At 55.7% G+C, this 18144-nt stretch carries 13 protein-coding genes; 11 read left to right on the plus strand and 2 right to left on the minus strand.

Annotated elements, in window-relative coordinates:
• Nucleotides 1-97: 97 nt before the first annotated feature.
• The 4 genes from AC0LWN_RS10970 to AC0LWN_RS10985 all read left to right on the plus strand — a co-directional run bounded on the left by AC0LWN_RS10970 (nucleotide 98) and on the right by AC0LWN_RS10985 (nucleotide 8192).
• Nucleotides 98-778: a hypothetical protein gene (locus AC0LWN_RS10970; RefSeq protein ID WP_474665134.1), complete on the plus strand. Its 681-nt coding sequence runs from the start codon at nucleotides 98-100 to the stop codon at nucleotides 776-778.
• Entirely contained in the window at nucleotides 771-4856 is a 4086-nt protein-coding gene (locus tag AC0LWN_RS10975) for a glycoside hydrolase family 2 protein (RefSeq protein WP_474665136.1), read from the plus strand. Before AC0LWN_RS10970 ends, AC0LWN_RS10975 begins: the two co-directional genes overlap by 8 nt.
• Nucleotides 4857-4887: 31 nt before the next feature.
• A complete protein-coding gene (locus AC0LWN_RS10980; protein ID WP_474665138.1) occupies nucleotides 4888-7281 on the plus strand; it encodes a GH36-type glycosyl hydrolase domain-containing protein in 2394 nt (797 codons plus the stop codon).
• A gap of 650 nt (nucleotides 7282-7931) precedes the next feature.
• The gene (locus tag AC0LWN_RS10985; protein WP_474665140.1) at nucleotides 7932-8192 is read left to right on the plus strand and encodes a hypothetical protein; all 261 of its coding nucleotides are present in this window, start codon (nucleotides 7932-7934) and stop codon (nucleotides 8190-8192) included.
• Nucleotides 8193-8205: 13 nt separating this feature from the next.
• Here AC0LWN_RS10985 and AC0LWN_RS10990 read toward each other — a convergent pair whose 3' ends face one another.
• Together AC0LWN_RS10990 and AC0LWN_RS10995 are read right to left on the minus strand one after the other, a co-directional pair.
• Nucleotides 8206-9066: a helix-turn-helix transcriptional regulator gene (locus tag AC0LWN_RS10990; RefSeq protein ID WP_474665142.1), complete on the minus strand. Its 861-nt coding sequence runs from the start codon at nucleotides 9064-9066 to the stop codon at nucleotides 8206-8208.
• 270 nt (nucleotides 9067-9336) lie between these two features.
• Nucleotides 9337-10467 (minus strand): glycoside hydrolase family 88 protein, encoded by a 1131-nt coding sequence (locus AC0LWN_RS10995; RefSeq protein WP_474665144.1) that lies wholly within the window; start codon nucleotides 10465-10467, stop codon nucleotides 9337-9339.
• A 465-nt stretch (nucleotides 10468-10932) separates the two neighbouring features.
• Here AC0LWN_RS10995 and ruvC point away from each other — a divergent pair, with 465 nt between their 5' ends.
• The 7 genes from ruvC to yajC all read left to right on the plus strand — a co-directional run bounded on the left by ruvC (nucleotide 10933) and on the right by yajC (nucleotide 18126).
• The gene (gene ruvC / locus AC0LWN_RS11000; protein ID WP_458963840.1) at nucleotides 10933-11436 is read left to right on the plus strand and encodes a crossover junction endodeoxyribonuclease RuvC; all 504 of its coding nucleotides are present in this window, start codon (nucleotides 10933-10935) and stop codon (nucleotides 11434-11436) included.
• Complete coding sequence (ruvA, locus tag AC0LWN_RS11005; RefSeq protein WP_458963839.1) at nucleotides 11433-12056, plus strand: Holliday junction branch migration protein RuvA; 624 nt, start codon at nucleotides 11433-11435, stop codon at nucleotides 12054-12056. Before ruvC ends, ruvA begins: the two co-directional genes overlap by 4 nt.
• 30 nt (nucleotides 12057-12086) lie before the next feature.
• A complete protein-coding gene (gene ruvB / locus AC0LWN_RS11010) occupies nucleotides 12087-13091 on the plus strand; it encodes a Holliday junction branch migration DNA helicase RuvB (protein WP_458963930.1) in 1005 nt (334 codons plus the stop codon).
• A gap of 382 nt (nucleotides 13092-13473) precedes the next feature.
• Nucleotides 13474-15570 carry a SpoIID/LytB domain-containing protein gene (locus AC0LWN_RS11015; RefSeq protein ID WP_474665146.1) on the plus strand — a complete coding sequence of 699 codons (2097 nt, stop codon included), beginning with the start codon at nucleotides 13474-13476 and terminating at the stop codon, nucleotides 15568-15570.
• A 9-nt stretch (nucleotides 15571-15579) separates the two neighbouring features.
• On the plus strand, nucleotides 15580-16608 hold the full coding sequence (queA, locus tag AC0LWN_RS11020) for a tRNA preQ1(34) S-adenosylmethionine ribosyltransferase-isomerase QueA (protein WP_474665148.1): 1029 nt from the start codon (nucleotides 15580-15582) through the stop codon (nucleotides 16606-16608).
• A gap of 21 nt (nucleotides 16609-16629) precedes the next feature.
• The gene (gene tgt, locus AC0LWN_RS11025) at nucleotides 16630-17766 is read left to right on the plus strand and encodes a tRNA guanosine(34) transglycosylase Tgt (RefSeq protein WP_458963836.1); all 1137 of its coding nucleotides are present in this window, start codon (nucleotides 16630-16632) and stop codon (nucleotides 17764-17766) included.
• Between the two features lie 45 nt (nucleotides 17767-17811).
• Nucleotides 17812-18126, plus strand: coding sequence for a preprotein translocase subunit YajC (yajC, locus tag AC0LWN_RS11030; protein WP_458963835.1), 315 nt, complete (start codon nucleotides 17812-17814; stop codon nucleotides 18124-18126).
• The last annotated feature ends 18 nt before the right edge of the window (nucleotides 18127-18144 follow it).

Below are 18144 nucleotides of genomic sequence, written 5' to 3' on the forward strand. Positions count from 1 at the left end.
CATGTCGTTATCATGCTAAACATGGTCGCCATCGTCAAGGCGGATAAGGATTGTATGCGATAACATGAAGGTGAACTTAAGCATAGGGAGGTACGGCATGAAGCGTTGTATGTACAGAGCCGAAGGGCTGGAAGGTAAGGAGGCCGCCGCTTTTTTCCGGAGCCGGGAGCTGCAGATTTCACTTCGCGGGGCGATGGAGCGGCTTGCTGTAGATCATTTGAGCTTGTTTGCCTGCGGCAGCCAGCTGTTTCTATATTACGAATGTCTGGGGGCGGAAGCAGCGCCGGAAGCTTTATTGCCGGAAGCTGCAGAGCGCCTTGCTGTGTGGCCCGGCGGGGAGCGGGGACGGCGCTGGGCGCCGCTTACGGATATTTTTCATTATCAGCAGCCGATATCAGTGGAGCACTGGGAGCGCCGGAACCCGGAAAGTGTGCCTTACGGGCGGCTTGCAATGCTGAAGCCTGAAGAGGCCGCCAGCTATATTTATTACCACTACCAGTACCAGGAGGAACGTCCGGGGGACGGGGATAAATACGGCATCATCGGGCTGCATGAGAATATGCTGTTTTTCTATGCGGAGCAGCCGGACACCTGGGAGCCGGCTCCCTATGAAGGGAAACTGAAGACGGCGCTGCGTCCGGTGAACTGGGGGGAAGTGATGGAGCCGCATTTTTTGAAATGGAAGGGAATGCCGGTGGGCCAGGAGCTGTGGCGGAGGCTGGAGCTTGTGCTTGAGGTGAATTTGTCCAAAGGAAAGCTGGGGATAGAGCATGCGTAATTTATTTTGTCTGAACGGGGACTGGGATTTCATGCCCCTGTATGATCAGCCGCAGTGCCGCAGGCTGCCTGAAACGATTATGTATGAAGCGCGCAAGGTGCAGGTCCCGTCCAGCTGGAGACGGACCTATCCGCAGCCGGACGGCAAGCGCTTCGGCAGCATTCCGGAGTATGATTATGCTCCGTTTGACCTGTACGGGTATCCGCAGGAGTGGGATGCCGCTGAAGCAGGTGTGCTGCACCGGAGCTTCCGGGTGCCGGAGAGCATGGCCGGGCAGCGGATCGTGCTGCGGCTGGACGGGATCATGCAGAAGGCTGTCATCTATGTGGACCGCCAGGAGGTTGGCATCTGGGAGGACGGATATCTGCCGCTGAGACTCGATATTACTTCACTGGTCGAGCTGGGGCGGGAGCATCATCTGCATGTCGTGTGCAGCGGTTTCGATACCGTGACGCTTCCGAACGGCCAGTCCAAAATCACCGGGCTAATGGGCTCCTGGTATGGAAGAATCAGCCGGGGAATCTGGCAGGATGTATATCTGGAGGGTTATCCCGTGCTGTCGCTGGAGGATGTAACCATCCGCACTTCTGTCAGGGAAGGACGGATTGAGGTCAAGGCACTGGCCTGTGCGGCGGAATCAACTGCCGTGAATGGCCCGCTGACGGTCAGATTGGGCATCCGGGAAAAGGGGGTGCTGCTGCGGGCTGTGGAGGGGCCGGAAGGGACGGAGGATTCCGGAGTCACTATTTCATCGGGGTTGGTTCTGTCCGCTGAATGTCCCGCCGAGTCTGGCGGCGATGCCGCGGCTGCGGAGAAGCTCAGACGGTGTGAGAACATGCGGACGGGGACAGTGTACAGCGCTTCCTTCGATCTGGACTGGAGCGATGTCAAGCTGTGGAGCCCGGATACACCGTTTTTGTACACTGTGGAACTGGAACTGCTCGAAGGCGGAGTGGTCATCGACCGGCAGGTGCAGGTATTCGGTTTCCGCGAATTCTGGTGTGAAGGCCCGCAGTTTATGCTGAACGGCATTCCGCTCAATCTGCGCGGGGATTCCTGGCATTTTCAGGGCGCCCTGCAGATGACAGAAGACTATATCCGCAACTGGTACCGCATCAGCCTCAGCGTGGGCATCAACAGCATCCGGCTGCATGCCGAGCCTTATCCAGCTGATTATCTGCGTATCGCAGATGAAGAAGGCATGCTGATCGTCGATGAGACGGCGATCTACGGCTCGGGCAAATCGATGCTGGCGGATCATCCCGACTATGTGGAGAACTGCCGGCAGCATGTGCGGCGGCTGGTACAACGCGATAAAAACCATCCCTCCGTCATCCTCTGGAGCCTGCAGAACGAAATGCGCTGGGTGGACGGACGGGATGGCTTCAAGCAGCATATGCCAGGTCTGATGGACGACATCCGTGCGCTTGATCCGACCCGGCCGGTGATCGCCGAAGGTGACAACCGGCTGCTGTCCAAAGAGCATACCGAGGTGGAGAGCTGCCATTACAACATCGACGGCACGATCAGCCAGTGGGACCGGAGTGTACCGCTGACCTTCGGGGAGCACGGCGGCTGGTGGTATATCTGTCCGCAGAACAGCAGTATGTATAGCGGACTTGAGGTTTACTGGGGAACAGATGAGAGCACCGCAGGACTGGCGCAGAAGGAGCGGCTGTTCGTAGAGTATGCCAGACGGCAGGAAGTATCTGGCATCTCTACCTTCAATTTCGCCCATTATTTCATGCAGGCGATGCCGGAGGAGAACCTCACTCTGCCGCCTGCTGACCCGGCATCACCAGGGGTGAAGCCAACAATAGTTCCCGCCTATTCCCTAACGATCAATAACGGCCTGCTGCCGGAGAAATATCCGCTGTATTCGCCCAATCCGGCTTTTGCCATTATGGCTGAGGCGCTGAAGCCGGCAACGATTATCGCTGCCGAGTACAACGGTTGCTTCTATGACGATAAGCCGGTTGCCCGCAGCTTCGACGTTTATAACGATACTTATTCCGGGCAGGAGGTCCGGGTGGATGTAGTAATCCGCCAAGGGAACAAGCTGGTTCATGAACAGAGCTTCAGCTTCTTCCAGAAGCCTGCCGGTCATGAGGTCATTTCATTTACCTGGATGCCGGTGTCCGCTGCTTCTGGAGAGCAGGCGGTGTTGACGGCGCTGCTGTTCCACGGCGGCCGGCAGGTGCACAAGCTGTCCAAGGAATACCGGATCGTCTCCGCAAGCCTATTACAGCAGCCGGTGAACCTTCAGCGGCGGGTGGCCTATTGCGGAACGGATCGCGATAATGAGTACCTTCTCCCGCTTGTTCCAGGCTGCATAAGGGCAGACCTGGCCTTGCTGGCTGAACTGCCGGCTGACTATTTGCTTATTGTAGGCAGCCGGGCGAAGGATGAGGACGGCACGCTGGAAGCGCAGCTGAAGGCGTTCGTGGCGCGCGGCGGCCGGCTGCTGCTGCTGGAGCAGGACCAGCTGTCGCTGGGCAAGCTGCCGCTCTCGCGGCGGCCGTTCTTCCGCGCCCATGCCGGCAGCTGCCTCCACCCGGTGCTGGAGGGGCTGGGCGACGGGGATCTGATGTTCTGGCACGAGGAGCTGCGGGAAGACGGACCGCTGCCGATCATCCGCGCCGCCTTCGAGAAGCCGGCGGTAGGCGATTTCACCCTGCTGCTGGAATGCAGCGCAGGCGATTTCGGTGACGGCGGCGATCTGTGGTCGCCGCTCCTGGAGTACCGCAGCGGAGCGGGCCTGTTCCTCGCCAGCCAGCTGGAGCTGATGGCGAATCTGGAGCAGGTTCCGCAGGCTTGTCTGCTGCTGCGGAACCTGCTGGTTTATGCCGGCGGGGGCACCGCCGGCATTCCTGCAAGGCCGGCCGCCGCACTGGTGCGGCCGGGCAGTGAAGCCGCAGCCCTGCTCAGCAGGCTGCGGCTGCGGTACACGGGGCTGGAATCGCCAGCGCCGGGCAGTAGCATGCAGGACTTCGGCCTGATCGTGGCCGAAGCCTGCATGCTGGAGACGCCGGGCGCTGCCGAAGCGCTGCGGCGTCATGCGGAAGCCGGCGGGCAGGTGCTGCTACTGCCGGCGGAGGAACGCCAGCAGGCGGCGCTTGGGCGCCTGCTGGAGCGCCCCGTGCGCGTGAAGCCGCACGAGGCGTATCACTTGGCGGTGGACTACGGCCATGCCGCCGTGCGCGGGTTCAGCCCTGTCGACCTGTTCGGCTTCGACAAAGTATTCTTGTCGCCGCGTGAGGTCAGGAACGCCGTGCTGGCCGGGAACAGCCTGGAGATTCCGGACGCCGGGAGGCTCTGCACGAGCGTCGAAGGCACGGCCTGGAAGGATTATTTCGTCCATGGGTACACGGCAGAATACAGCCGTCTGGCGCTGGTTGAGCTGAACCGCCGCAACGTCTCCCCGCCGGGAACCTTCCTCACCGAGGTCAAGATCGGAGCGGGCTCTGTAATCTGCTCTCAGCTGCTGACGGATCCGGATAGCGAAAAGGCGCTGCGCCTGTATACCCGTCTGCTCGCCAATCTGGGAGCGTCTTTCGATGACGGCCTGCTGGATAGCGTGAAGGGCGACGGAGAGTGGACAGTGGAAACGATGATGGCGCTGCCCTGCCCGCCCTACATTGATTTTGCACAGATGAAGGCTTATTACACCGATCCGGCGTTTTCGCTGAATAATCTGGGGGAAGGCCTGTACGGCTGGATGCAAAAAAAGGAGCGGCGCTCTGGAGACGGCACTTTGCGTATTCAAAATGCCGGTGGGGTTCCCTGGTTTCTGAGCTGTTTTGTGCATGTGCCGGAAGCAGCGGGAGCCGAGGAACGGCTTCACATGGGACGCCTGCGCGTCAACACGGCCGTGCCATACGAGATTTATTTGAACGGCGCACCTGTTGCCGAGCCGGAACGCGAACTTACCCTGCAATCCGGCCTCAACCGGCTGATTGCCATCGTGCAGGCCGGGGACGGTGACCTGACGTTCGGCCTGACATTTTTGAACGAGGACGGCAGCTATATGAAGGGCCTGGAATACCGCCTGACCCTGGACGAGGTAGAGCCGAAATAATCCGAATTGGATGACAAAGGAGCTGGAGCCCGTGAACAAGGAGAACATCAAATATGCTGATCCAAAAGAGTATTATACCTTCAGGGACGCGGAGAAGGAGGTGGAGTTCAACCGGCATGATATGCCGACGCCTTGGATGAACTATCTGTCGAACGGCACCTTTCATACGATGCTGTCGCATGCGGGCGGCGGGGTGGCTTTTTACAAGTCCCCGCAGATCTGGCGGATCACGCGCTACCGCTTTTTCCACCTGCCGATGGACCGTTCCGGTCCGTACATTTATATACAAAATGCCGACACAGGCCGCTACTGGTGCCCGACCAGCGAACCCGCCCTGGACAAACCGGAGGAGTGGAAGAGTGCCCACGGCATGGGATATACCCGTTTTGAGGCGAAGCGCGGGGATATCGCAGCGCGGACGGTGTATTTTGTCGGACCCTATGAAAATTCGCTGATCTGGAATCTGACCCTGACCAATCACGGGAGTGCGCCGCAAGAGCTAAAAATCTACGCCTATATCGAGTTCGGCATGATGGAGTTTATGCGTGAGCTGCAGTGGCAGTGCTACAACAAACATCAGGTCTCGGTGCAGTATCATGACGATGAGGCGCTGGTATACCGTTACGGGGTTGAGAACCAGCCGAAGCCGGATGAGACGCCGCTTGTCTACCTGGCTGCTGATACACCGCTTGCCGGTTATGATGGCGACCGCGAGGAATTTATCGGCTGCTACCGCAGTGAATCGAATCCGGTAGCTATCGAAAATGGCGGCTGCACCGGTTCGACGCTGATGGGCGGCGACCCGTGCGGCGCGCTGCAGTTCAACCTGACGCTTGAGCCGGGCGAGAGCCGGACGGTCAATGTCTTTTTGGGTACGGCAGCGGATGAGGCGGAGGTTACCCGGGCTATCGCCCATTCTCGGGAAGTACGCTTCGTGGAAGCCTCTTACCGGGCGCTGCAGGAGAACTGGGCAGATTATCTGGGAGCATGGGAGAGCCGGCTGCCGGATCAGGATGCCGAGCGGATGATTAACATCTGGAATCCGTATCAGGCGCACCGAAATTTTTTGTTCTCGCGCAATATCTCCTTTTATGCCACCGGCACATTCCGCGGGGTAGGTTACCGTGATACTGCGCAGGATATTCTGGCGGTCGTGCCTTTTGACACGGAGGCGGCTTTTGACAAATTACAGCTATTGTTGGGCCAGCAGTATAGGGACGGGCATGTGAACCATTATTTCTTCCCGAACGAAGGCTGGGAGCCGGTAACGAGCATCCATTCCGATGATCATCTGTGGACGGCGCTGGCGGCGTGGGATTTGCTGGCGGAAACCGGGAATGCCGCTTTTCTGAAGGCAACAATTCCTTATTATGACGGCGGCGAGGGCACAGTGTATGAGCATTTGAAGGCGGCGATTGATTTTACCGCATCCCAGCTGGGGGAGCGTGGCTTCCCGTTAATGCTGCGCTCGGACTGGAACGACCAGTTGTTCCGCGTCTGCCGCGAGGGGCGGGGCGAGAGCATCTGGACATCGATGCAACTAGGTATGGTGCTGCTGCGGATGATCGATCTCGCGGCCGCTGCCGGCCAACCGGAGGATGCCATCCGGTATGCCGAAATGTACGAGACCCAGCGTAAGCTGGTTAACAGCACCGGCTGGGATGGACGCTGGTTCCGGCGGGCCATTATGGACGACGGCCGGTTCCTCGGCAGCGACGAGCACGACGAAGCCAAAATCTGGCTCAACGCCCAGACCTGGGCCACCCTGTCCGGCATGGCCGATCATGATAAAAGCCTGATGGCTATGGACAGCGTCCGTGAGATGCTGGATACGGAGCTCGGCATCAAAAAAATCCACCCGTCGATCACCACCTTCCCCGACCCGGCCGATCCGCTTACTAACTACAATAAGGGTACCGGGGAGAACGGCGCGGTCTTCTGCCACGCGAATACATGGGCGATAATCGCCGAGTGCATACTGGGCCGGGGAGATTTGGCCTACAAATATTACCGCCAGCTGCTGCCGAATGTGGCCATGGACAAGGCCGGCTTATGGCGCTACAAAGCAGAACCCTACGTCTACGCCTCCAACCTATTTGGTCCGGAGTCCGACAAGTTCGGCCTTGCCAATGTCTCCTGGTTAACCGGAACAGCTGCTTGGATGTATGTTGCTGCAACCCAATATATATTGGGCGTGAAGCCGGTGCTGGAGGGCTTGTCCATCGATCCCTGCATCCCGGCGGATTGGGAGGGCTTCGCGGTGAAACGCCGTTTCCGGGGCTGCGTCTACGACATCACGGTTACGAATGCCAGTAAAGTCAGCAAAGGTGTCCAAAAAATCACCGTCAACGGCGAGCCGATTGAAGGCAATGTCCTCCCGCCTTATCCCGGACGCCAATCCGTCAAGGTTGAGGTGACTCTCTAGACAATAGGCGCAGTGTTCTGGATGTTGCGGCTTAGTGTTATATGGGTTGTGTTCCAGGGGTGTGGTGGGTTTTGGAGGTATGCGGAGTTCTGCCGGTAGTGTACTGTTCCACATGTGCTCTAACGGACTGAGAAGACGTTATTTTGCAATAAAAAGCCCATCCGTAATCATTAACGGACCGTAGCGCCGTTATTTGAACGAAACAGCGGACGTTAGCAAGCAAAATGGTGGAATAACGTCACTGAGGTCCGTTAGCCTGCGAGATGAGGCGATTTCCAGTAAATAAGGGCTCTGGAGTCCGAAGCGTGCTGGTGTAGTGCTCCAAATATAATGTACTGTTCCAAGGCGCTGTAGTGTTTGGCAGTGGCATACTGTTCTGCAGGCAGGGGGCGGACGATGGTCAGCGACCAGCGGCACGCGGCAAGCCATAGGCAGACGGGGCAAGGAAACGCTGCCCCACAACATCCGATGGTATCGAAGTTATCAATTCTGCGTTAATGCCGAACCCCACCGGTAATGATTAAGTAACCTGCACTAAAGCAAGTACCACGCAGCACCACCTATCACCTTGTCTCCATCACCTATAGCACAATTTACCCGCCCTTAGCCACAATGGTAGTTCATCGCTCCGTTGCATAAGGGCGTTTTTTGTGGTGACTCCGACAGTGTCCTCCCGGCGTACTCATTACTTTAAAGGTTTAGTTGATGAGGAATACGAAGGGGAGGGCAGTCTGTTCCAGGAAACGATTGAGCGGGGCGTACGGTCAGGCGAACTACAAAAAGAGACTAACTCCAAGGCCCTGGCCCAGAGCCTGGTCGTCTCGTTAATCGGGATAACGGTATTGCTGAAGGCGCGGCCTGACCGGTCGTTTATCGATAATGCGCTTGGAGTGTTGTTAGCGAATTTGTGATCTTTTGCCGAATTCAGCGGATGCTCTTCCTGTACTTCTCCGGCGAAAGACCTTTTTGTTTTTTGAACATCTGGCAGAAATACGGCGGGGAGAGGTGGCCCACTTCTGCTGCAATCTCCTGAACGGACTTGGTGGTGTTGGCAAGCAGAATGCAGGCTTCCCGGACCCGCCGCTGCATCAGATACCCGGACAGTGTGATCCCGGCGTACTCTTTGAACAGATGCGAAATATGGTACGGCGACAGGTGCATGGCGTCAGCCAATGCTTCCAGGCGAAAATGCTCCTTGTAATGCTCATCCAGCCATTCAGTGATCCGCCCGGCATGCGAGTCTCCGCGTGACTGGAGCGGGAAATCTTGGGTTAAGGTGCCTGAGAGTTGGCTTTGCAGCAGCCGGATCAGCTGAAGCAGCAGCAATCCCGTATGTTCCTCCCTGTCCGCAGCTGTGCTATTGACGGTATGCTGTAATTCGTCCAGCACGTCAGGAATCCGCGTATTCTGCATGTCATAGAAGACCGGCTGCTGCAGATTGCCCTTCCATAAGCTGCGGAAGAACTTCTCCAGTAAAGGAAAAGCCGTCAGATAATGCTCCAGAATACCGGGGTCAAAGGTCAGATTGGTCCGCATATAGGAACGGCCGGAGGCCGGAGGGACCAGCACACGGTGCAGCTGATAAGGCTGGAACCAGACCAGCGTATGATCCTGGATCGGATAGATCTGATTTTCGGCCATAATCTCGCCATGTCCGCTGTAAATGTACAGCAGCTCAATCCCCCTGTGCGCATGATACCAGTTCGCTTCCCCGTCAACATATTTGTAGTTGTACATCAACAGACCGGGCTCCGGCCCCTGCGGCAGATCATTGTTCCTGTTCATGCAGCGCTCCTTATAAACCAATATTACCTCTTAGTATAAATACCCGGTGGTGAGATTTGTAGCCCGCCCGAAAATAGCTGCATTCTGTACAACTAAAATCGGCGAAAGGCTGCAGCTGAAGCAAATAGTTGTATTCTGTACACCTAAATTTGCTTATATTGGCTTAAACAAGGCTCTTGCCGTTTTTTTATTGTACAAAATACAACTAAGTTGATCATTTGCAGCAAAGTAGGCGTTTTAGTTGTACGAAATGCAGTTACGGTCATTGGCTCACCGCCCATACCAGTAGCCCGGCACACCCTGCTGCAGCCGCAGCAACGCCTCCAGAAAGAAATAGTCGCCCCAGATCATGAAATCGTCGGGGGACGAGCTCACTCTGACGGAATAGGAACCGTGCCGCAGAAAGCCTTCTTCCGTCAGGCTGCCGGCCGTAAAATAGTTCTGGACCAGGGAGTCCATCGACTTGTTTACCGCTTCGCTTAGCAAGGCCCGCTGCGGCTCATGCTCCGGCAAATGCTCCAGCAGCTCAAGGACACCGCATACAAAGATAGCAGATGCCGAGCTGTCGCGCGGCGTCCCTTCTTCTTGCGGCGCGTCGAAATCCCAGTAGGCGACATGGTCAGCGGGAAGATGCTCCAGAAAATAGCGGGCCAGCCTCAGCGAGGTGTCCAGATAACGCTCATCCCGCGTGTAGCGGTAAGCTAGGGCAAAGCCATAAACGCCCCAGGCCTGGCCGCGCGTCCAGGTGGAGCCGTTGCGGAGACCCTGCCCGGTCCCGCCTCGCACCGCATCCCCATTTTTCTGATCGAAATAAAACGTATGGTAGGAGGAGTCGTCTCCCCTGACCAGGAACCGGCAGCTTTGTTCGGCCTGGATGAGGGCACAGTCGGCATAGCGGCGGTCTCCGGTCTGTTCTGTGGCCCAGAACAGCAGCGGAAGATTCATCAGGCAGTCAATAATAATCCGGCCACCGTTGTCGGCATCGCCTTCCGGCCCCCACGCCTGTAGCAGCTGCGGAACAGCGCGCCAGCGCTTCATCAGCACATCGGCTGCCTGCAGCGTCAGCAGACGGGCTGACTCGTCCTGATCGACAGTCCAGCGGGCCATGGCGGACAGTGAATATAAGAAACCGATGTCATGGTGATCGAGATCCTTCCCCGCCTCCAGGCGCTTCCGGAAAGAATCGACCGTTTGAATCGCTGAATAGTAAAATTCGGGATCCTGGCTATATTCATAGCTCAGCCATAGTATCCCGGACCAGAAGCCCTCTGTCCAGTTGTTCTGATCGGTCAGATGATATTTGCCGTCCCCCTGGCTGACAATCGGAAATTCGTCTCCAAAGCGCTTTATGTTCAGGCGGGTGGTTACAAGTGTCTGTTCAATCACTGTTTTCCAGTTCATAATAACCTCCATAATATTGCTAAATTGTTCTTGAACTTATTATAAACCCTGAGTTATATCAGTTTGTTGTGCATATCTGTAGCTGTATTGCGGTATCGTCAGCGAAAGGCCTGCATTTAACACACCGGTATACAATTAAATATAGTAGCGACAATTGTCCTAGTGGTAAAAATTACTTATAATGATATTTTCTTGGCGGTCTGAAGGATATTATTCCGCACTAATAGATAGAATGGCTTAATTGAATAATAGGAGAGCGGGTTCTGCACGGGAGCAACATTGCAGACTCGCTTTTTTAGTTAAATGATAGGATTCTTGACCTCACTCTATTATAGCGGGCAAATTTCTTTCTCCGGGAGAAGGATTTTTGCTATAATGGGTTGAAGGAATACATATGTTCGCTTTACGGCGGGAAAATGGATGAAACAGAAGGAATATCCTTCCTGTTCAGAGGAGAGATTGGACTTGCGCATCTTGGGAATTGACCCCGGGCTGGCGATCGTCGGCTTTGGCTTCATAGAGAAGGAAGGAAATAGATTGACTCCGGTTCAATACGGATGCATCCAGACCGAGGCGCACACGCCTGAGGAGGAACGTCTGCTGCATGTCTATGAAGGCATGGTGCAGCTCATTGATAAATACAAGCCTGATGCGGTTGCGGTGGAGAAGCTGTTCTTCAGCCGCAATGTGACCACGGCGCTCCCGGTAGCACAGGCAAGGGGTGTGCTGATCCTGGCTGCTGTGCAGCGCGGACTCCCCGTCTCGGAATATACCCCGATGATGGTGAAGCAGGCTGTGGTTGGCTACGGCAAGGCTGAGAAGAAGCAGGTACAGGAAATGGTGAAGCTGCTGCTGAAGCTGTCCGCTGTCCCGAAGCCCGATGATGTCGCGGATGCGCTGGCTGTGGCGGTATGCCACGCCCATTCGGTTAGTCTAAATTCCAAGTTAAATGAGGTATTGCGAAGATGATAGATTATTTAAGAGGTCCGGTTGTACATTTGGAGCCGGAATATGTAGTGCTGGATGTTCAGGGTGTCGGCTACCGGGTATTTTGTCCGAATCCGTATGCTTTTGCCAAGGTGGAGGGTCCGGTGATGGTCTACATTCATTACCAGACACGCGAGGATGCCACGCTGCTGTTCGGGTTCCCGACGAGAGAAGAGCAGAAGCTGTTCCGCAAGCTGATTGAGGTATCCGGCATCGGGCCGCGTGTGGCGCTGGGCATTCTGACCGGCGGCACGCCTGACCAGTTGATTTCAGCGATCTACCAGGAGAACATTACGTTCCTGACGAAGCTGCCGGGAATCGGCAAGAAAACGGCGCAGCGGATGATTCTTGATCTGCGCGACAAGCTGGATGGCCTGAGCACAGTGCCGATACAGACCGGACTATTCGCGGTTGCTGCCGAAGCCCAGGCTGCGGAGGAGGCTCTTCCTTGGGAAGAAGCACGGGACGGCCTGAAGGCGCTTGGTTATACGGATGCTGAGCTGGACCGGGTATGGCTGACTATGAAGAAAGAGGGCTCTGACATCGGAACTGTCGATGTGCTGATGAAGAAGGCGCTGGGACTGCTGTATATAGCCAAGTAGGCTGCTTGAAGGAACGGAGTGATGGATACAATGGATGACCGGATTATTTCGGCCAATCTGATGATGGACGAGCAAGCTGTGGAGTTAAGCCTGCGCCCTCGTTACCTCGGGGAGTATATCGGACAGAATCAGGTGAAAGAGAATCTGAAGATATATATAGAAGCCGCCAAAATGCGCAGTGAAGCGCTGGATCATGTGCTGCTGTACGGGCCGCCCGGACTCGGCAAAACGACGCTGGCGAATATTATCGCTAATGAGCTGGGCGTCAATCTGCGTACGACCTCCGGGCCGGCCATTGAGCGGCCCGGAGATCTGGCGGCGCTGCTGACCAATCTGCAGCAGGGTGATGTGCTGTTCATTGACGAGATTCACCGGCTGCACCGGACGGTGGAGGAGGTGATGTATCCGGCGATGGAGGATTTTGCGCTGGATATCATGATTGGCAAGGGACCCAGCGCCCGCTCGGTGCGCCTGGACCTGCCGCCCTTTACGCTGATCGGCGCGACGACACGCGCCGGACTGCTGTCGGCTCCGCTGCGCGACCGCTTCGGTGTCGTCAGCCGGCTGGAGTATTATACGATGGATGAGCTAAGCTTCATCGTCTCCCGCAATGCCGAACTGCTGGGCATTGAGATTGTTGGCGATGCCGCCGAGGAGATCGCCCTGCGTGCAAGGGGGACTCCGCGTATCGCGAACCGCCTGCTGAAGCGGGTACGAGATTTCGCCCAGGTGCGCGGCGACGGGATTATCACGCCGGAGATTGCCGGAGAATCGCTGAAGATGCTTCAGGTAGACCCGCGCGGTCTGGACAGCATCGACCATAAGATGCTGCAGTCGATGATCACCTCTTTTCGCGGCGGTCCAGTGGGACTGGATACAATCGCCGCAACGATTGGCGAAGAGAGCCAGACCATCGAGGATGTCTATGAGCCGTATCTGCTGCAGATCGGCTTCCTGCAGCGGACGCCGCGGGGGAGAGTAGTGACACCTGCAGCCTATAAGCATTTAGGGCTGCCGCTTCCTCCGCAGCCGTAATAATCTTTTTTAGCACTTATACTTCCGAAGCTATAGTTCTAAATCTTTGGCTTAGGACGGAGCCTTTGGGGTTCGGGGAGAGAGGGATTCGTCGTATCCATCCTCCTGTTCCTTACGGATCGTAAAGCCGTTACTTTCCCGAAAGGGATACATTTAGCCGAGCTAACAGACCGTAAAGCGCTTATCGCCTCTTCGGCAGGTATATTTGGGGTGAAATGTCCGCCCCTAAAGGCTCTGGAGTCCGTTCACTTGCAAAATAATGACTTCCAGTAGAAATAAGAGCTGCTCAGCCCGTTACAATTGGGCAGACTCTTCCGGCCAGGAGATGATTATTCGAAGCAAATCAGTGAAGCCAAAGCTCACATAACTTTTAGGAGGCATCATGATGAATCTTGCCAGGTGGAAAAAGACAGGAATGGGCTTGCTGGCTTCTGCGCTGGTTGCGGGCAGCTTGCTTCTTCCTGCCGGAAACAGCCATGCCGATTCCAATGCAACCATCCGTGTCGCACTATATGCCGATATCGGCAGCAAATATAAATCTACGGTCCCATTCGTGACGCTGCAGTCAACGATGGGCTTCAGCCTGATGTCCGGTTCAGCCGGAAGCGCGCAGCTACTTCCAATTCCGGCCAACAACAAAATCCGTGTCAGTCTCGACGGCTACAAGGTCAAGGTTATGGACAGTCCCACATGGCAGGCGGCGGCAGACGCTGCCAAGAAGCTGCAGGCCACCTCTGATAAGCCAATGTTATTTGTTGCTTCAAGGAACGGCTCGAATGTGTACCAGCTGTATACAGGCCCATATGTCAGTGAGAGTGCAGCCAAGGAGGGGCTGGCCCGGGTAGGGAAAGCGGGGCTGTCCATCCCTGACGGACAAGCGCCGGCCCTGAAGGGCAGCAAGCATTTGTCTGCCGGACAGTTCGCTACCCAGCAGGAGGCTGAGACCGTGATGAGTACGATTACTGCGGCAGGCTTCGACGCTTGGAAGACGCTGGTGAGCGGAACGGACGGTAGCGCGCAGGTAGAAGTGTGGGTCGGCGAAGCGGCAAATGACAGTGATCTCGCCGCTTTGCGCACCGCCGTTACGGCCGCGCTGCCACAACTGGTTCTCTCAGCCGGGGCGACTTCAACTCCAGGCCTCATGATCCGTACGGATGCCGGGATGGATTGGAGCAGCGAAGGTCAGGCTTTTCATTACAGCGTGTCCGGAGCGGGTGCCAAGTTTTTGGCAGCGGGCAATACAGCGGGAATTCAACTGGTTGAGCGCTCAAAGCGCACCTACCGCGGCAATTTGGAGCTGAGCGGGCTGAACGGTTCGCTGGCTGTGATCAATGAAGTCCCGCTGGAGCAGTATTTGTATGCCGTCGTCGGTGGAGAGGTCTCATCGGGCTGGCCCGATGAGGCGCTTAAGGCCCAGGCGGTGGCGGCGCGCAGCTACGCGCTGGCTCAAGGCAACCGTTTTGATGTCGCAAATGTGGTCGATACAACTCTCAGCCAGGTCTATAACGGCATTGGCGCTGAAGCTCCGGTGATCACCAAAGCGGTGGATGCTACCGCCGGTGAGGTGCTGAAGAGCGGCGGCAAGGTGATTGAAGCGGTCTTTTCCTCCAACAGCGGAGGTGTGACGGCAGATCCCTCGGAGGTATGGGGCAATGGTGGCACTAATTTTGTCAGCGTAGCCAGTGCTGAGGACGCTGCGGCAGTGGGGGCGTCGAAGAAATGGTATTATCTGCTGCTTGATAATGGTGTCTCCGGCTATGCCCGGGAGGACAACATCAAATTGACCGGCAGCAAAACAGCGGCAGGGCTGGCTATTGCCACAGCGGCCACTAAGGATGTGAACATCCGCCCGCTGCCTATTATTGAGAGCAGCGGTAGTCCTGCCGGCAAGCTTAATCCCGGCGATAACGCCGTAGTGCTGAATCAGGTCTTTGAATCCGGCAGCTATAGCTGGATCAAGGGACCTTACTCCTCTGCGGAGCTGCTCAAAAACCTGGCAGGCAAGACCTCAAATTCGCTGCCTTCTTCGATTACAAGTCTGCAGGTTACGCAGCGCGGGCCTTCAGGGAGAGTCACTCAGGTAAAAGCCAACGGGGAGATTCTGCAGGTGAAATACCCTGATTTGTTCCGTTCTGCGTTTGGCGGATTGCCTAGTACATTGTTTGATATTGTGCCTGCCGGCAGTTATACTGTATTAGGCGCTGGCGGCTCTACGGCAACCGTTAACAGCTCTCAGAGCGCCGGAGTGCTCTCTGCAACCGGGAAGGTGACGGCAAGCGGAAGCGGGACGGTGGTCATGGGCGGAGATGCTTCGTCCAGAGTAGTCACGAACAGCCCCGGATTCTATTTTATTGGCTGGGGGAATGGCCACGGGCTTGGCATGTCCCAATGGGGTGTGAAGGGCATGGCGGACAAAGGGTATGACTACAAGCAAATATTGCAACACTATTTTAGTAACGTTACTATAGTTAAGGAATGAAGACTGAACATGAACGTAGACGATTATGACTTTCATTTGCCGGAGGAGCTTATTGCCCAGACTCCCCTTTCGGACCGCAGTGCGTCACGGCTGCTGCTCGTGAACAAGGAGAACGGACAACTTGCGCATCGGCATTTTACAGATATACTTGAGCAATTCCAGCCAGGAGATACTCTGGTTCTGAACGATACGCGGGTGATTCCCGCCAGGCTGTTCGGCGTCAAGGAAGACACTGGTGCCAAGGCAGAGGTTCTGCTCCTCAAGAATCTGGGCGAAGACCGCTGGGAAGCGCTGGTGAAGCCCGGCAAAAAGCTGAAGACCGGTGCGGTAATTATTTTCGGCGAAGAGCTTCGTGCTGTTATTGAAGATGAGTCCGACATGGGTGGCCGGACGCTTCGCTTCATCTATACAGGGATATTTCAGGAGATTCTGGACAGGCTGGGAACAATGCCGCTTCCACCTTACATCAAGGAAACGCTGGACGACCGCGAGCGTTATCAGACGGTGTACGCCAAGCATGAAGGCTCGGCGGCCGCACCAACCGCAGGCCTGCATTTCACCGAAGAATTGCTGGAGCAAATTGCCGCCAAAGGCGTTAATATTGCTTATATTACGCTCCACGTCGGACTGGGAACGTTCCGGCCGATGTCGGTGGAGAAGGTTGAAGAGCATGTGATGCATGCCGAGTACTTCGAATTATCGCATGAGACTGCGGAGATCCTTAATGATGCAAGAGCAAGAGGCGGCCGGATCATCGCTGTAGGCACAACCTCTTGCCGGACACTGGAAACGGTCGGAAGACAATGCCAGGGCGGACCGATTGCGGCCTGCAGCGGCTGGACGGATATTTTTATCTATCCCGGTTATGAGTTCACGGTAGTGAATGCGCTGATTACAAATTTTCATCTGCCGAAGTCAACACTGGTGATGCTGGTGAGCGCTTTGGCTGGCCGGGAGCATATCCTTGCCGCGTATGAGGCGGCGATCCAGCAGCATTACCGCTTTTTCAGCTTCGGCGACGCAATGTTCATTTATTAAGCAAGAGGAAGGATTACACATATGGCAGCAATAACTTATGAACACATCAAGACCTGTAAGCAATCCGGTGCACGGCTCGGCCGGGTGCATACTCCGCATGGCGTGATTGAGACGCCTGCATTTATGCCTGTCGGCACACTTGCCACCGTCAAGACGATGAGCCCCGAAGAGCTGAAGCAAATGGACGCGCATATTATTCTGAGCAACACGTACCATCTGTTTCTGCGCCCGGGCCATGATATTATCCGCGAAGCCGGCGGCCTGCACAAATTCATGAACTGGGACCGGCCGATCCTGACGGACAGCGGCGGCTTTCAAGTCTTCTCGCTGAGCGAAATGCGCAAAATCTCCGAAGAAGGCGTGCATTTCCGTTCCCACTTGAACGGGGATCCGAAATTCCTCTCGCCGGAAGTGGCGATGGAGGTTCAGAATGCGCTCGGTTCCGATATTATGATGGCTTTTGACGAATGTCCGCCTTATCCGGCAGAGTATGATTACGTCAAAAAGTCACTCGAACGTACCACACGCTGGGCCGAAAGATGCCTGAAAAGCCATGCCCGTCCTGAAGACCAAGGGCTCTTCGCTATTGTCCAGGGGGGCATGTATGAGGATTTGCGGCGTCAGAGTGCGGCAGATTTGACTTCCATGGATTTCCCGGGGTATGCTATTGGAGGACTCAGCGTCGGAGAGTCCAAGCAGCTTATGTATGAAGTGCTGGATTATACGGTTCCGCTGCTGCCGCAAGGGAAGCCGCGCTATTTGATGGGCGTCGGGTCCCCGGATGCGCTGCTGGAAGGTTCAATCCGCGGAGTAGACATGTTCGACTGTGTTCTGCCTACGCGTATAGCCCGCAATGGAACAACCATGACCAGTCAGGGAAGACTTGTTGTACGCAACGCGCAGTATGCCCGTGATTTCGGGCCGCTTGATCCTGAATGCGATTGCTACACTTGCCGGAATTATTCCCGTGCTTATTTGCGCCATTTGATCAAAGCCGACGAAACCTTCGGCTTGCGGTTAACGACATACCATAATTTGTACTTCCTGCTGGAATTGATGCGTAAGGTGCGTGAAGCCATCAAGGAAGATCGGCTGCTTGATTTTCGCGATGAGTTTTTTGCACAATACGGATTATATGATAATCTTAAAGGCTTCTAGTACACCTGGATTGTGTCTTAGTGTTTTTTGAAAGGGGGGAGAATTATGTTACAGTTTCAATACGCATCAGCCGCAGGGGGCGGCGGAAGTATATTGGGTCTTGTAGGCCCATTTGTGCTGATGTTTGTGGTATTCTACTTCCTGTTGATTCGTCCGCAGCAGAAGAAGACCAAAACGCGCAACTCCATGTTGAAAGCTTTGAAAAAAGGCGATAAAGTAGTGACCATTGGTGGCCTTCACGGGACGATCATGGAAATTACCGACGATATCGTGGTCCTGCGTGTAAACGATGTGACCAAGCTGACCTTTGACCGCGGCTCTATCAGCCACGCTGTTGTGGAAGTGGAAGATAAAGAGTAGCTTGTTCTTGTAAACGGT

The organism is Paenibacillus sp. sgz302115, assembly GCF_056120445.1.

Coding starts and splice junctions, on each gene's coding strand:
- AC0LWN_RS10970 (WP_474665134.1), top strand. CDS start 98: ATGAAGCGTTGTATGTACAGAGCCGAAGGGCTGGAAGGTAAGGAGGCC.
- AC0LWN_RS10975 (WP_474665136.1), top strand. CDS start 771: ATGCGTAATTTATTTTGTCTGAACGGGGACTGGGATTTCATGCCCCTG.
- AC0LWN_RS10990 (WP_474665142.1), bottom strand. CDS start 9,066: ATGAACAGGAACAATGATCTGCCGCAGGGGCCGGAGCCCGGTCTGTTG.
- AC0LWN_RS10995 (WP_474665144.1), bottom strand. CDS start 10,467: ATGAACTGGAAAACAGTGATTGAACAGACACTTGTAACCACCCGCCTG.
- ruvA (WP_458963839.1), top strand. CDS start 11,433: ATGATAGATTATTTAAGAGGTCCGGTTGTACATTTGGAGCCGGAATAT.
- ruvB (WP_458963930.1), top strand. CDS start 12,087: ATGGATGACCGGATTATTTCGGCCAATCTGATGATGGACGAGCAAGCT.
- AC0LWN_RS11015 (WP_474665146.1), top strand. CDS start 13,474: ATGATGAATCTTGCCAGGTGGAAAAAGACAGGAATGGGCTTGCTGGCT.
- queA (WP_474665148.1), top strand. CDS start 15,580: ATGAACGTAGACGATTATGACTTTCATTTGCCGGAGGAGCTTATTGCC.
- tgt (WP_458963836.1), top strand. CDS start 16,630: ATGGCAGCAATAACTTATGAACACATCAAGACCTGTAAGCAATCCGGT.
- yajC (WP_458963835.1), top strand. CDS start 17,812: ATGTTACAGTTTCAATACGCATCAGCCGCAGGGGGCGGCGGAAGTATA.